The sequence below is a fragment of the Rothia sp. 27098_8_161 genome (assembly GCF_041432905.1).
GTDB lineage: Bacteria > Actinomycetota > Actinomycetes > Actinomycetales > Micrococcaceae > Rothia.
In genome coordinates this window covers 33,398-48,145 of record NZ_JAPWAL010000015.1, presented here as the reverse complement: position 1 = coordinate 48,145, position 14,748 = coordinate 33,398, and the positions used below count along the sequence as shown (strand labels likewise).

General features: G+C 58.0%; 13 protein-coding genes. 8 read left to right on the top strand and 5 right to left on the bottom strand.

The annotated features are described in order from the left end of the window. Positions 1–635: 635 nt before the first annotated feature. From O3648_RS06260 to O3648_RS06250, 3 genes are all read left to right on the top strand, one after another. Complete coding sequence (locus tag O3648_RS06260) at positions 636–1,928, top strand: phosphatase PAP2 family protein (protein WP_371569118.1); 1,293 nt, start codon at positions 636–638, stop codon at positions 1,926–1,928. A gap of 168 nt (positions 1,929–2,096) precedes the next feature. Next, entirely contained in the window at positions 2,097–2,474 is a 378-nt protein-coding gene (locus O3648_RS06255; RefSeq protein ID WP_371569116.1) for a cupin domain-containing protein, read from the top strand. 222 nt (positions 2,475–2,696) lie between these two features. Beyond that, positions 2,697–3,530, top strand: a complete 834-nt coding sequence (locus tag O3648_RS06250; protein WP_279740779.1) for an oxidoreductase — start codon at positions 2,697–2,699, stop codon at positions 3,528–3,530. Positions 3,531–3,631: 101 nt separating this feature from the next. Here the strand turns inward: O3648_RS06250 and O3648_RS06245 are convergent, their stop codons facing one another. The 3 genes from O3648_RS06245 to O3648_RS06235 all read right to left on the bottom strand — a co-directional run bounded on the left by O3648_RS06245 (position 3,632) and on the right by O3648_RS06235 (position 6,211). Next, the gene (locus O3648_RS06245) at positions 3,632–4,411 is read right to left on the bottom strand and encodes an amino acid ABC transporter ATP-binding protein (RefSeq protein ID WP_279788530.1); all 780 of its coding nucleotides are present in this window, start codon (positions 4,409–4,411) and stop codon (positions 3,632–3,634) included. 33 nt (positions 4,412–4,444) lie between these two features. Beyond that, positions 4,445–5,248 (bottom strand): amino acid ABC transporter permease, encoded by an 804-nt coding sequence (locus tag O3648_RS06240; RefSeq protein WP_279740777.1) that lies wholly within the window; start codon positions 5,246–5,248, stop codon positions 4,445–4,447. Between the two features lie 132 nt (positions 5,249–5,380). Then, a complete protein-coding gene (locus tag O3648_RS06235) occupies positions 5,381–6,211 on the bottom strand; it encodes an ABC transporter substrate-binding protein (RefSeq protein ID WP_279740775.1) in 831 nt (276 codons plus the stop codon). A 253-nt stretch (positions 6,212–6,464) separates the two neighbouring features. Here O3648_RS06235 and O3648_RS06230 point away from each other — a divergent pair, with 253 nt between their 5' ends. The 4 genes from O3648_RS06230 (at position 6,465) to O3648_RS06215 (ending at position 10,427) form a co-directional block, all read left to right on the top strand. Further along, a complete protein-coding gene (locus O3648_RS06230) occupies positions 6,465–7,196 on the top strand; it encodes a demethylmenaquinone methyltransferase (protein WP_314078841.1) in 732 nt (243 codons plus the stop codon). 54 nt (positions 7,197–7,250) lie between these two features. After that, positions 7,251–8,312 (top strand): polyprenyl synthetase family protein, encoded by a 1,062-nt coding sequence (locus tag O3648_RS06225; RefSeq protein ID WP_279740772.1) that lies wholly within the window; start codon positions 7,251–7,253, stop codon positions 8,310–8,312. A gap of 379 nt (positions 8,313–8,691) precedes the next feature. Continuing rightward, entirely contained in the window at positions 8,692–10,275 is a 1,584-nt protein-coding gene (locus O3648_RS06220; protein ID WP_279740771.1) for a sodium-dependent transporter, read from the top strand. 8 nt (positions 10,276–10,283) lie between these two features. Beyond that, positions 10,284–10,427 (top strand): methionine/alanine import family NSS transporter small subunit, encoded by a 144-nt coding sequence (locus O3648_RS06215; protein WP_083311170.1) that lies wholly within the window; start codon positions 10,284–10,286, stop codon positions 10,425–10,427. Positions 10,428–10,524: 97 nt separating this feature from the next. Here the strand turns inward: O3648_RS06215 and rarD are convergent, their stop codons facing one another. Further along, a complete protein-coding gene (gene rarD / locus O3648_RS06210) occupies positions 10,525–11,496 on the bottom strand; it encodes an EamA family transporter RarD (RefSeq protein ID WP_070685765.1) in 972 nt (323 codons plus the stop codon). A 164-nt stretch (positions 11,497–11,660) separates the two neighbouring features. Further along, complete coding sequence (locus O3648_RS06205) at positions 11,661–13,004, bottom strand: DUF6882 domain-containing protein (RefSeq protein ID WP_371569111.1); 1,344 nt, start codon at positions 13,002–13,004, stop codon at positions 11,661–11,663. Between the two features lie 280 nt (positions 13,005–13,284). Between O3648_RS06205 and O3648_RS06200 the strand changes: the two genes are divergently transcribed. Beyond that, positions 13,285–14,649, top strand: coding sequence for an SseB family protein (locus O3648_RS06200; RefSeq protein ID WP_371569108.1), 1,365 nt, complete (start codon positions 13,285–13,287; stop codon positions 14,647–14,649). Positions 14,650–14,748 lie beyond the last annotated feature (99 nt).

Sequence of the window (14,748 nt, the reverse complement as noted above, 5' to 3'; positions counted from 1 at the left end):
GGCACGCTCATACTGGTGTTCAAGGTATCTGCCCTTCTTTGATGCGCTATGAGCTCACCATAGCATTCTGGGGGGGTGGGCGCGCTCGCACCCTATCACGCATTCTCTGGAAACTCTCAGGTTATGGTCGAAAAAACTTTAGTTTTTCATAGCTTAACCTGGAATAGTAGGTAGTTATTCACCCGAAAGAACCGGCGCTGTGGTACGTGAAATCGGTGGCTTGGGGGCTACCGCCCAAACAGTGGGTACCGGCAGGGTGAATACCGCTAATAGATATGAGGGTCAGAAGGTACGGAGAGGTTATGAAGAAGACATCAAAAGAGCAAGCAACAGGTGCGGGGAATCCCGGTTGGGGTGATTCGGAGAACCTGGATGCTACTCGCGCTCTTCACCCTTCTGATAACGCGCCTACCACGGCTTTTAGCTCTGATGCCGCTGCAGTGCTCTCTGACTATCAGGACCCTACCCAGGTGCTTAGAGCCCACGAAACGGCCACCCCTGCTGCAAGGCACAGTGATGACCGTACGAAAGTTCTGAAGGATTACGGTTTATCGCTGGCTCACGAAGCTGCGTCTGTAGGTCCCACAAATGAGGGTTCCGCGAACGCTGAATCCGCGAATACCGAAGTTATTTCTTTGCACCCCGAACTTTCAGAGGTTATAGGTGCAACCCGTCCTCTGCCGCGTGCCTACCGCGCCCCCATCAAGATTCCTGAGACGATTCCCTCGCTACAGGAACGTGATTCCCAGGGCAACTACAGTGCGGATGAGCCGATGCAGGCTACTCGCCGTCTCAATCCACCGAAGCCTCCGGTGAGCGGTTTTCCGCTAAACAATCAGACGGGCGCCTCCCCAATGGGTGCGCGCCAGAGGGGTGTGCCTCAGATGGGCGCGCAGCAGCCTGTTCCTCCGCAGATGCCCCCGCAGGCGCCTCCGCAGCCGGTGGCTTATCCGCCCGAGGCGTATCCTGCAGCTGCCTACCCGAACGGTGCGTATGTTCAGACCGGTCAGGTCCCCGTGGATGCTTCGGGCCGCCCGGTGGATCGTCCCGGCGAAGAGCAAGGGCACCATCTTCCGAGTAGCGGTATTCTGATGCGTCACGTGATGGCGTTGCTGTTCTTGGGGCTGTTGCTCTACGGTGTGTTCGCGTTCTTCATTTACACGACGACCGGCCAGCAGGTTGATGAGCAGGCGTACACCGAGTATGCAAACCAGTTCAAGAGCTACAGCGGTCCGACCCTGACCGCGCTGGATTCTCTCCCCGCGGTTGTCGGCATGATTGCCGTCTTGGGTCTGGTCGCGGTGCTGATTTGGAAGCATCGGTTCCTGCCCTTGCTGATTGGTGTGTTGGTCGGGGTTGCCGCGGTGACGAGTACGTATCTGCTCAAGCACTATCTGATTGTGAAGCCTGATCTGGGCGTTCAGGAGGCACTGATCAACTCGGCACCCAGCGGCCACACGACCTTCGCGGCAGCAGCGGGTGCGGCTCTGTTCTTGGCGGCACCTCGTTTTTTGCGGCCTACGGTAGCGCTGTGTGCCGCGTTGGCGACCTGTCTGACGGGTGCCTCCACCATTATTAACGGGTGGCATCGCCCGGCGGATGTTGTGACCGCTATTCTGGTTACCGCCATCTGGACGGTTGTGGGTATGGGTGTGCTGCGTTATGTGCGTCCAGCAGATTTTGCGGTTCCGGCGCGTGGTGGTTTGGTGCTGGTGCCGTTGATGACGATTGCAACGCTGTTCCTGTCGTTCTGCGCGGTCATCCTGTATCTGATTGCGATTTTTGCGCCGATTCCCGGTGGTGCATTTACCGCGGCAACCTGCATGATTACTGCGGTGAGCTTTGGTACGACGGCGATGTTGGTGAGCCTGTTGCGTCCGCGTAATAGTAATCGCTCCGCCTATTCTAAGGTGTGGAGTTACCAGTAAATATTGTTCCCCTTCCTGCGCGGGTGTTTTAGTTTGATGTGAGCTGAGGCATTGTTTCGTTGCTAGCAGGGGAATACAATAATAAATAATTTAGTATTTTCTATACCAAATATAGGGAGGGGATTGTGTTCCCCCTTTCGCTCACCCCTGAAGAGAAAGGTGCGTACCATGGCAGGTACCCATGAAGGCCGCGTCCTCGTATTTCCCCAGCTCACCGAAGCGCTGACCCCCTTTGACGATAAACCCCAGGCACGCAAGATCGTTGATGCCGACGGCGGTAACCTGACCCTCATGGAACTGGCTGCAGGCCAGTCCTGGCACGAGCACCATAGCATACACCCCATCTTCGTGCAGGTGCTCAAGGGCGAGGTCCTCTTCCACGTGAAGGACCGCGATATTACCCTGGTGCCCGGCAAGCCCATCCACGTGACTGCCAAGCTGCTGCACTCCCTGCGCGCCGTTCAGGACTCCACCCTGCTGGTGACTATGCTGACCGGCGAATCGCACCCCGAACCCAAGGTCAATATTGACGTCGAAGAGGTCTAAACCCCGGTCTCTAAACCCCTGACCCCAAAACATTAGCTCGCCGCCGCATCTGCACAGGATGCCGCGGCGAGCTTTTTGTATGCCTTCATGCCCTTACGTATGCCGGTGAGAATACCCTCACGCTACACCCCGAGCTCTCTGCATGCTTATACACCGCGTGTAGCGTACCCTGAGAAGTACACTCCCGCTAATACTGCAGAGGACAACCCGAAAGGATACGCAATGCCCAAATCAGTACAACGCCCCGTCGTTCTTCTCACCGGCGCCAGCTCCGGTATTGGATACGACGTGGCGCCGCTACTGGTGCGCTACGGCTACACCGTATACGGTGCCGCCCGCCGCGTTGAGAAGATTGAAGAGCTCGCCTCCGAGGGTGTGAAAGCGCTGAGCCTGGACGTTACCGATGAGGCATCCATGGAAGCCGCCGTACAGCAGATCATTGACGCAGAAGGCCGCATTGACGTGCTCATCAACAACGCGGGCTACGGATTTTACGGCGCTATTGAAGACGTCCCCATCAACGAGGCACGTCGCCAGTTCGAGGTGAATCTCTTCGGCCTGGCGCGCCTCACCCAGCTGGTGTTGCCGCATATGCGCGCACGGGGTCGCGGGCGCATCCTGAACCTCTCCTCGATGGCGGGGCGTATTACCATGCCCCTCGGAGCCTGGTACCACGCCACCAAGTACGCCCTCGAAGCGTTCAGCGATGCACTGCGCATGGAAGTTGAAGAGTTCGGTATTGACGTGGTCATTATCGAGCCCGGCGGTATTAAGACCCCCTGGGGCCTCATCGCGGCAGACCACCTGGAGGAATCTTCCCGAAACGGTGTCTACGCTGAGCAGGCACAGCGTGTTGCTGCAAATATGCGTAGGCTCTACTCGCCGTCCTCCAACCTCTCAGAGCCCAAAGTGATCTCTAGGACTATTCTGCGAGCCCTGGAGGCGCGCCGACCCAAGACCCGCTACCTGGTGGGTTTCGGTGCTAAGCCCTCCGTGTTCCTGCATACCGTGCTGCCGGACCGTCTCTTTGACAAGGTGGCGCGCCGTATCTTCTAGAACCGAAATAGCCGCGAACTAGAGCATTAAAAAGCGGGCGGTGCTGCGCGAAACAGAATGTTTCGTACAGCACCGCCCGCTATGTTTTTCAAGAGCTAGTACTAGTCTACTACGGTGTGGGTCGGATCGAGCACGCGCGCCAAGAAAGCCTGAGTACGTTCGTGCTGGGGGTTGCCAATCACCTGATCGGCGGGGCCCTCCTCCACGACCACGCCGTCGGCCATGAAGACGACCTTATCGGCGACCTCGCGGGCGAATGCCATCTCGTGAGTCACCACGATCATGGTCATGCCCTCGTTAGCAAGGTTGCGCATAATACTCAGAACCTCGCCGACCATCTCCGGGTCGAGCGCACTGGTCGGCTCGTCAAAGAGCATTAGGTCCGGGTTCATGGACAGCGCGCGTGCAATAGCCACACGCTGCTGCTGACCACCGGACAGCTGAGCCGGGAAACGGTCTTCCTTGCCTTCCAGACCCACCTTGGCGAGCTGCTCGAGGGCAACCGCCTCCGCCTCCGCCGTGGAACGGCCCAGAACCTTAATCTGAGCGATCGTGCAGTTATCAAGAATGTTCAGGTGACCGAACAGGTTGAACTGCTGGAACACCATACCCATGTGGGTACGCACGCGGTTAATGTCTACGTCCGGGTCGGTGACCTCGGTATCGCCCACCATGATGGTGCCGTCGTTCGGCTCCTCCAGCAGGTTCACGCAACGCAGCAGGGTGGACTTACCGGAACCCGAAGGGCCGATAAGGCACACGACCTCGCCCGGCTCGACCTGCATGTCAATGCCCTTAAGAACCTGAACCTTGCCGTAGGACTTGTGCAGGTTGGAGATGCGCACCGAGGAGGCGGCCATGGATGAAGTTGAAGCAGTCATAGTATCTTCCGTAATCCGTATCTGTCGTTGCGCTTACTTGCGGCCCGCAAGCTGGGTGCGGCGCTCAAAATATGCGGAGAGCTGGCCCAGCGGAACAGTGATAATCAGGTAGCACAGACCTGCAACCACCAGGGGAGTCAGACCCGCGTTAGCGGCGGTCAGGCCCTCACGGCCGAACTTTGCCAGCTCGTACTGAGAAACCGTCACGCCCAGCAGGTACACGAGGGAGGAGTCCTTGGTTAGCAGGATAACCTCGTTGGTCAGCGGGGGCAGAACCACGCGGAACGCCTGCGGAATAATGATCGAAATCATTGCACGAGTGTGGGACATACCCAGGGAACGTGCCGCCTCCATCTGGCCCTTCGGAATCGCCTGTAGACCCGCACGCAGAACCTCACTAATGTAAGCTGCCGAAACCATACCCAGGGACAGGGTCACCGGAATCAGGTTATCCACGAAGCGGATCTTGAACGCCAGGGGAATACCGTAACCGAAGGCGAAGAAGACCAGCAGCGCCGGGATACCGCGGAAAAGCTCCACGTACAGGGTCGCAATCCAACGGTAGGGGGCGATGGAAGAAATACGCATGAGCGCCAGCAGCAGACCGCCGGAGAGGCCCACGATAAAGCCCAAGGTGGTGTACAGCAGGGTGTTCTTCAATGCCACGGTGATGACGTCGGGGAACTGCTGAGCCGCAACATCAAGGTTGAATACCTGCTGGCTGAGGGTCTTCCAGTCAGCCAGCAGAATGGCCGTCAGGGCGATAACTGACAGAAGGGCGTACTGTGCGTAGCTGAAGAGCTTCTGCTTCTGGCGGGGTGAGAGTTTAGAGGACATGCGCTTTCTTATCCGTGTGCTATTCGGTCAAGAGCGTTTTATACGCTCACAAGGGTAAAGGCCGGAGAATCCCCCAACCCAAAAGTAGTAAGGGTACTCCTGAATTGGGGGAGAAGCTAACCGGCTAGACGCTTAGGAAGCGGAGGAAGAGGCGCTCGTGGAGGTGACACCAACCCACTTGGCCTTCATCTTGTCGAGCTCGCCGTTTTCCTTGAGCTTGGTAATGGTGGCGTTTGCCTTGGTCAGCAGGGCTTTGTTGTTGGAGGAAACTGCTGCGGCAATCTGCTCGGTGTTATCGGAATCCTGGTAGGCGATCTTGAAGGAGTCCGGGTTGTTGGTCAGTGCCTCGGAAACCACGGAGAGGTTCGCTGCGACTGCCTTGACCTGACCGGTCTTCAGAGCGGAGAACATGAGGGAGGTGTCTTCGTACTGGATGACCTCTGCACCGTTTTCCTTGGCGTAGGATTCGCCGCTGGTTGCCTGCTGTGCACCAACGCTGACACCCTTTAGGTCTGCTGCGGAGGTGATGGAGGAACCCTTGGGGACCAGGATTGCCAGGTTGTCGTCAAAGTAGACGGTGGTGAATTCCATCTTGCTCTTACGTTCATCGGTTACTCCGATACCCGCCAGAGCGATATCGCACTGACCGGTGACAAGGCCGGTACCGGAGTCCAGACCCTCGAAGCTGATGGAGGTCAGCTGAGCCTTCACACCCAGGTCGGAGGCGATAGCGTTGGCGATGTCTGCATCCAGACCGACGATGCTACCGTTTTCTTCGTATTCGAAGGGCTTGTAGGGGGTGTTGGTGCAGACGCTGAGGGTGCCGGACTTTACGAGGCTGACCTCGCCGTTAGGGTCGGTGTTCTCATTGGCGGTGGAGACGCAGCCGGTCAGTGCCAGGGGGAGCACTGCCAGCAGTGCGAGGGGTTTGAGGGATACCATTTTGAAGATTGCGGTGTTCATTGGGATGCTCCTGTGTGAGGTGTGTTCTATGAACTCTAGGCTCCATTGTGCGCCCCTATGTTAAAAAATGCAAGAATATACATAAATATTCATAAATTTTGCTGAATGTGCATAAATCCCATCGAAAAAACTGAATAAAACCCCGAATTGGCGACTTAAAAATAACTTCAGAACGCACCTTAACGCACCGTGCGACACTACTACGGGTTACCCAACTATTGAATCTAGTAACCTCCATGCCACAATTGAGAGCGTGAACGCAGAGAAGAACACCCGCGCAACCCGCGCAACCCTAGACAAGAAAACCAGCGATATCGCCGCCATGTTTGATACCGTCGCTGAACGCTACGACCTCATGAACGGCATCCTCTCGCTTGGTCAGCACATCTACTGGCGCAAACAGGCCGTCGCCGCCGTCGACGCGCGCCCCGGCCAGAAAGTACTGGACGTAGCCGCAGGTACCGGCGTCTCCTCCGAACCCTTCGCCGACGCCGGCGTGGATGTCATCGCAGCAGACCTCTCCGAAGGCATGCTCGACGTGGGCCGCCGCCGTCGTCCCGACATGACCTTCGTGCAGGCAGACGTCACCGCCCTGCCCTTCGAAGATGAAACCTTCGACGCAGTCACGATGTCCTACGGCCTGCGCAATGTCGCTGACTACCCCAAAGCACTGAGCGAAATCTACCGCGTGCTCAAGCCCGGCGGCCGCATCGTTATCCTCGAGTTCTCCACCCCAACCTTCGCCCCCTTCGGCGCGGTCTACAAGAACTACATTATGAAGGCAATCCCGCCGATCGCCCGCGCAATCTCCTCCAACCCCGAATCCTACGAATACCTCGCCGAGTCCATCATCACATGGCCCAACCAGCAGGAACTGGCGCAGAAGTTCAAGGAAGCGGGCTTCGCCTCCGTGCAGTACCGCAACCTTACCGGCGGCATCGTCGCCATTCACCGCGGTTTCAAGCCTGGAGCCCATAACGCATAGACACCGCCTTCACACTCTACCGAAGATACCAACACCAAGAAGATAGAAGACACCGTGAGCAACGCAGAGCAACCCATTGCCGCAACCGACCTGCTGGGAGATCTCGACCTGAAGCTTCCCGCAGGCTTCGAACTCATCGCCGCAGACCCCAAGCTGGGTCCGCAAATTCTCTCCTCTCTCGCACGTATTGAGGAGCGCCTGGCAGAAGCCATTGAACAGACTGACCATCTGGCAGACGTCGCATCCCGTCACCTGCTCTCGGCGGGCGGCAAGCGCGTGCGCCCACTGCTGGCACTGCTCTGCGCAGCGGTCGACGGCGAAATCAACGATGACGTCATAGAAGCTGCTGTGGTCGTTGAGCTGACCCACCTGGCAACCCTCTACCACGATGACGTGATGGATGATGCGCCCAAGCGCCGCGGCGTGGACAGCGCCCAGATGATTTGGGGCAACTCCGTCGCGATTCTGACCGGCGATCTGATCTTCTCCCGTGCATCCCTACTGGTGTCCGAGCTGGGCACCCGCCCCATGAAGATTCAGTCCCAGACTTTTGAGCGTCTGGTGCTCGGCCAGCTCTTCGAAACCACCGGTCCGCGCGAGGGTCAGGACCTACTCGACCACTACATTGCTGTCATTGAGGGCAAGACCGGCTCCCTGATTGCCGCAGCCGGTGAGTACGGCTCCCTGCTTTCGGGTGCTTCCGAAGACGTTATCTCTATGGTCAAGGCGTACGGCGAGCTGGTAGGCGTGGCTTTCCAGCTGGCCGACGATGTGATTGACATTGTCAGTGACGGCAAGACCAGCGGTAAGACCCGCGGCACCGACCTGCGCGAGGGTGTGCCCACCCTGCCGACCATCCTGCTGGACCGTGCGGTAGCTGCCAACAAAGAATCCGCTATTGCTGTTCGCGCCCTGCTGGATGCCGATTTGAGCTCCGATGAGGCCTTGGAGACTGCAGTGGAGGCGCTCGCCGCCCACCCGGTCACCCAGGAAGCATGGCAGATTGCCTACGACTGGGCGGACCGCGCGATTGCCGCGATTGCTCCGCTGCCCGAGTCTACAGCAAAGGCTGCACTGGAGTCTTTTGCTCACGCTGTGGTTCACCGCGAAGGCTAAAACCTGCCGTTTAGCGTGTGCCCGAGTCTAACGACTCCGGGCGTCTCACACTTCAAAACCCCCGCTAAATCTGCCTGGATTTGGCGGGGGTTTTCTGTCTTTTGGCTAGTCCGCGCCGATTTATGGGATAGCTAGGGGTATGTGCTTTACCCCAAGAAGTTCCGCATACTGGGGCCTTTTTGACCAGCTCTCCGCCTTTAAGGTAAACCTTATGGAATGTCCGAGGTGCACATCCACCCCTCAGAAGCCTGACGGCTCCCACACCCAACCCGTGTTGGAGAGCCGTTTACTATTTCTGGACGCGAGTAGAACCCAACCACTCCAACGGGTTATTCTCGCACCAACCATCCGCGTCCCCACACATTCGAGGTTTACAACTATGGGAGCATCTACCCCTAAGGCGCCCACGAAGCGCGAAGGCTTCTCTAGCCGTCGCGTCTTTATCTTTGCCGCCATCGGTTCTGCTGTTGGTCTGGGCAATATTTGGCGTTTCCCCTACATCGCATTTGATAATGGCGGCGGCGCCTTCATGATTCCCTACATTGTCGCCCTGCTGACCGCCGGTCTGACTTTCCTTTTCTTTGACTACGCTATCGGTCACCGTGCGCGTGCGTCGTCCCCGCTAGCTTTCCGCCGTCTGAACCGTAAGACCGAGTTCATCGGCTGGTGGCACATGGGTATTAATTTCGTCATCGCTATCTACTACGCCGCTATTGTGGCGTGGTCGCTGCGTTACATGGTTTTCTCCTTCACCAATGAGTGGGGCGACAATCCGAAGGCGTTCTTCCAGGGGGAGTTCCTGAAGGTTGCAGACACTCCCGGTGTCTCCCTGGACTTCAACATGAACGTCCTGATTCCCATGGTTCTTGTGTGGGGCGTCCTGCTTGCTGTGATGGCTCTGGGCGTTCAGAAGGGTGTGGGTGCAGCCAACATCATCTTTATCCCGCTGCTGCTGGTCATGTTTGTTGGTCTGGTGATTTACTCGCTGACCCTGCCCGGTGCTGCTGATGGTCTGAATGCTCTGTTCACTCCCAGCTGGGACTCCCTGGCTAACCCCGATGTGTGGGTTGCAGCTTATGGCCAGATTTTCTACTCCCTGTCTATCGGCTTCGGCATTATGATTACCTACTCCTCCTACCTGAAGCCTAAGACTGACCTGACCGGTTCCGGTGCTGTGGTTGGTTTCGCAAACTCCGGTTTTGAGCTTCTTGCGGGTATCGGTGTGTTCGCTGCTCTGGGTTTCATGGCTCAGGCTGCTGGCACCCAGGTGAGCGAGGTTGCAACCAGCGGTATTGGTCTGGCGTTCATCGCGTTCCCGACCATTATTTCTCAGGCGCCCGGCGGCGTGCTGATTGGTATCCTTTTCTTCGGCTCCCTGCTCTTTGCTGGTTTCACCTCCCTCATCTCGATTCTTGAGGTGATTATTGCCGGTATTCAGGACAAGTTCGCGACGTCCCGCCTGGCATCTACCATTCTGGTGGTTGTTCCGATGGCTCTGATTTCGCTACTGCTGATGCCGACCACCACCGGTCTGTACGTGCTTGATATTCTCGATAACTTCGTGAACCTCTTCGGTATTCTGGCAGCTGGCTTGTGCGCAATTATCGTGGTTGCATACGTGGTGCGTGCACTGCCGGCTCTGGCTGAGCACCTGAACCGCTACTCCTCCATCAAGGCTGGCAAGATTTGGATGATTCTGCTGGCTGTCGTGACCCCGCTGATTCTGGGCTACTCCCTGATTCAGAGCGTCATTAAGCTTGTGGCAACCCCCTATGAGGGTTACCCGGCAGATATGCTGGCTATTTTCGGTTGGGGTATGAGTGCACTCCTGCTGGTTGGCGCGATTGTTGTTTCTCTCTTGCCCTGGTCGAAGAAGTCTCGTGCTGCTGAAGAGCCTCCGGCGCCTCCGGTGATTGCCGGTCAGGTGGAGCACGGCCACGTTGATTCGACCATTACCCGTTAGGAGCCCTCATGTCTATCTCCGCAATTGTGATGCTCATTGTGGCAATCCTGATTATCTGGGGTGGCCTGGGTTTGGCTCTGCTGAACCTGCACCGTCAGCCGGATCTGGATGCTCTCGATGATGCTGCTGAAGCTCAGGGTTCTGAGCTTTAGAGTGTGAACGCGATACACAGTGATGCCCCGCAGGCTAACGCCTGCGGGGCATCACTGTGTTTTATGCGGGACTGCGTTTTGCGCGGGGTAGGGAGAGCTACTTACTCTGTACGTCTTCAGCCTGCACGAGCGGGATCATGCCGGTTTCCGGGTCGGACAGCGCGGAGACGCGGTAGGCACGGGAGGCACGCAACGCATCCACAGTGAAAATGACGAGAGCGACCCAGATGAGGCTCAGACCCAGCACCTTATCGGCGCTCATCTGCTCGTGCAGAACGGTCAGTGCCAGAACGAACTGGATGGTCGGGCCCAGGTACTGCACCATGCCGATGACGGAAAGCGGAAGAGCTTTGGTGGCCGCAGCAAAGAGCATGAGCGGCACAACGGTGACCACACCCGTGGAGGCGAGAAGCCAGAAGTGTCCGGGACCCTCACTGAGGAGAGTCATCTGTCCCTGCGCGTTGAGCACCAAGAGGGCGGCAACACCGAAGGGCGCCAGGATGAAAGTCTCTAGAGACAGCGAAATAATGGGGCTGACATCGTGGGCGATGCGTGCCTTCAGCAGACCGTAGATGCCGAAGGTGAACGCCACGCCCAGACCCGTCCAGGGCACCTGGCCGTAGATGAGGCTCATGATCAGCACCGCAATACAGGAAATCGCCACAGATACCCACTGTGCCGGGCGTAGGCGCTCATGCAGGAAGATGACGCCCAGCACCACGGAGACCAGTGGGTTAATGAAATATCCCAGGGACACGTCAATGGTGTGGCCGCTGGTTGTCGCCATCACGTAGATAAGCCAGTTCGCACAGATGAGGAATGATGCCGCCGTCAGCACCAGCATGATGCGGCGGTCCCGTAGCGCACGGCGGAAGTCTGCAGTTACCCTCAAAATCGGTAGCAGCAGGGCGCAGAAGATGAGGGAGAAGACCACACGCGCCACGACAATCTCAATAGGGCCTGCCGGCGCCATCATCACAAAATACAGGGGGAGCAGACCCCAAATAATGTAGGTGCCGATGATGGCGATGAACCCGTTGCGGGTGGTGTGCTTCTGTGTTTCTGACATGGTTTCTTCTTCTGAACTAAGTTCTCGGTTACGTTCTTCTAATGCTAGTCCTCGGGATGCGCCAGCGGGGGCTTTGAATCGCACTGGGGGTACTCTACCTGCCGGGCACGCCTCAGGCGCGGTACCACGAGGATACCGCGCCTGAGGAATGTTGCGTATTCGGTTTAGAGGCCGAAGAAGCGGGAGAAGAAGCTCTTCTTCTTGGGCTGCGCTGCCTTGTGGCGTGCAGATTCTTCCTGCTCGCGGCGGGCTGCCTCTTCGTGCTCTGCCTGCAGGTCGGGAGTTGCACCAGAGCTGCGGATGGGCTCCGCGTGCTGCTCCTCGTACTCTGCTTCCTTCTGCTCAACCTCGACGGGCTGCTCAGCAACAGGTTCAGCTGCGACCGGCTCCTTAACCTTAACGTACTCGCCAGAAGCCTCAACGGTCTTGTGCTCGGGCTGCTCGGTACCGATGGATTCGTCGGTGTAGACGCGAGCCTGCTCGGTCTCTTCTGCTTCGTACTCGCCAGGCAGGGTCTCCACGGTAACCAGGCCGGGCTCTACGTGCTCTGCCGGGTCCTGATCGAAGGGAGCCTCGTCGGTGGGGTAGAGGTTCTCGGTGCTCTCAACGCCGGCAACCTCGGTCTCTGCGACCGGTGCGTGCTCGGCAATTTCTGCGGCACGCTCAGCCTCAGCTTCGGCACGTGCAGCGGCGCGTTCTGCCGCCTCCTGCTCGCGCTGTGCGTTTTGAGCCGCTGCCTCAGCAGCTGCCACGCGCTCAATCTCGGCCCGAAGTGCTGCAAGGGATTCGCGACGCTGTGCGGCAGCAGCTGCGCACTGCTCCAGAACTTCGGGGCCAACCTGAGGTTCAGCCTGCTCGATGCCACTGATTCGGCCCTCGTCGAACCACAGGCGCAGGGCGCCGTCGGTTGCAGTCAGCACTGCGGTTGCTTCGGTATCCCAGGCAATGTGGAAGCCACGCTGCTGAGCGTAGGAGTCCACCGCCAGAACCTGGTTGTGTACCTCTTCGCTCTGCAGGGTCTTAGCAATGACGCGGCCAATACCCTTGTAGGTCGGTGCCTCGAGGGTCAGCTCAGCGCCCTCTAGCAAGGTCCATGCGCGCACACCAGCACCTGCGGGCAGCGGGTAGTGTGTGTACAGGCCGCTAATGGTCTTGGTCGCCAGGGTCAGACGGCGTGCCAGAGACTCGGAGAGGGGCAGCTCGTCGGTGGTCAGCTCAACCAAGCCGTCACGCTCACCTGTTTCACGAGCCTGAATAGCGGCAGAAACAACGGAGTCGGGGAAGTAGCCCAGCTGCTGCCAAGACCAAATCCAAGTACCGCGGTTCTCAGATTCAGTGCCCAGTAGATGCGGCTTGAGCGAGAGCGGGGGAGTGGAGTCAAAATCCAGAGACTGGGAAGTGAAATCCACATTCCACTCGGAGGTACCCACGAGCTCGGCGAGTCGAGCCTGGTACTCGGTGGAGATAAAGATCGATGCGTCGATAAGGTCCTGCAGAGAATTCGTCATGCTTCAAGATTATCAACCTTTTAGCGTTCACCATGCCGTGTATCCCCGGTTTTAATGTGCGCTTTAGGCGTATTGGGCTCTAAGGTGCCTGATTGAGCCGTATCCAAGAGCTCTGAGGGAGAGGTAGAGCATATATCTTCCGGCGTAAACTATCTGCGTGGAGTGCCCGTGTTCGTTAGAATCGAAGGGACGGCTTCTTCCGGCACCCTGTAAGCCGACACTACGACCGGACACGGATGCTTCCAGCCGCGCCGTAATCACACTCAAGGATATATGAACTATGACTGAACCCCGCCTCGCCGAGACGAGTAGCCGTGCCGCGCGCATCCAGGACGCGCTGAACAACATTGGAAGCTGGCTGCTGGATGTCGTTAGTGTTGACCCCGGCTGGAGCGAAATGGTGCTGGACGTCAAACCTCTGGTAGGTCAGATTTTCGTGCGCGTGCGTGAATTCCGCAACGGTGAAGAGTTCATCGGTACCATCGGCCCGCTCAAGGACGGATCACCCATTATTGCTGAGGTCCGCAAGCTGCAGCGCGCCGCCTACGACGGTAACCGCGGCACCTGGTTTACCGCCTCCATCGTGGTTGCGGCTACCGACTGGCCCAACCCGCAGTTCAGCGTGGGTGCCTCCTACAACCGTGACGACGAGCCTGCTAGCTGGAAGAATGAAGGCACCCTGACCGCAACCGACGTGCGTGAGCACTTGGCTGAGTTCCCACGTGATGCTTCGCTTGTCCCCGCATGGGCTCGTGAGCGTATGGAGGGCCGTGCCCGCCACTCTGCCGTAGCTGCGCTGTCTTCGAGCGAGCATGAGATTCCAAACCCGTACTTGGTCTCCGCTCTGGAAACCTTCCGTAACGACGTGCAGGAGCGAACCCTCATTAACGTGGTTCGTACAATGCTCGGTGGTGACGTTCTGCTCGACGCGACCGGTTCCCTGCTGATTCCTTCCGAGACGGACGCAATGGGCCCCGAATCGGTGCTGACCCACCAGGTCATTCGGATGCCAGAGACCAGCATGCAGGCGCTGTGCGTGTTCTCCTCCTCCGAGCACATTGGCAAGAGCTACGTGCGTCAGGAATCCGAGGGGGATGAGCTGATTCTGCGTGAACCGGCGATGAAGGTCTTCATTGACTTCCTCAGCAATGAGGCGCTGGACTTGATCGTGGTTGACCCCGGTACTGACCATGAGTGCTACATTGAGCGCGCTCAGGTGCACTGGATTGTCACTTCTCCCCGCAATGACGGTGCAAAAATGGCGCTTGTGCAGGACAACATGCAGATGCTGCTCGGCTCGCTGGCGTCCCCGGCGTCCGTGCTGCTGATGGGTGTTGACCCGACCGACCCGTCTGGTACCTCCTTCGTGTTTGACCCGGATGAGAATGGCAACCCGCAGAGCCTACTGGTGTTCACCTCGCCCATTGAGATCGCGGCACTGGACCCGCATGTTGAGGCGCGTTCGGCAAATGCCTTGGATATTCTGCGTTACGCCCTGGATATTGGCGCACCGAGCGTGAAGGTGAACGCAATTAACCCTTCCACTGTGTTGAGCGCGGCGCAGATTCGCGAGCTCCTCGATATTGTGCGTGGACAGGAAGCGGTCTTCGGCGCTTCTCCCGCTGGTGCTAGTGCATCCGCATAGTTCGTAAAACCCGTCACGTAAAATCGCCCGGAAGAAACACCCACACGGTGTTGTCTCTTCCGGGCGATTTTTGTGTTTGGAGAGGGTTGTAATCCTGCA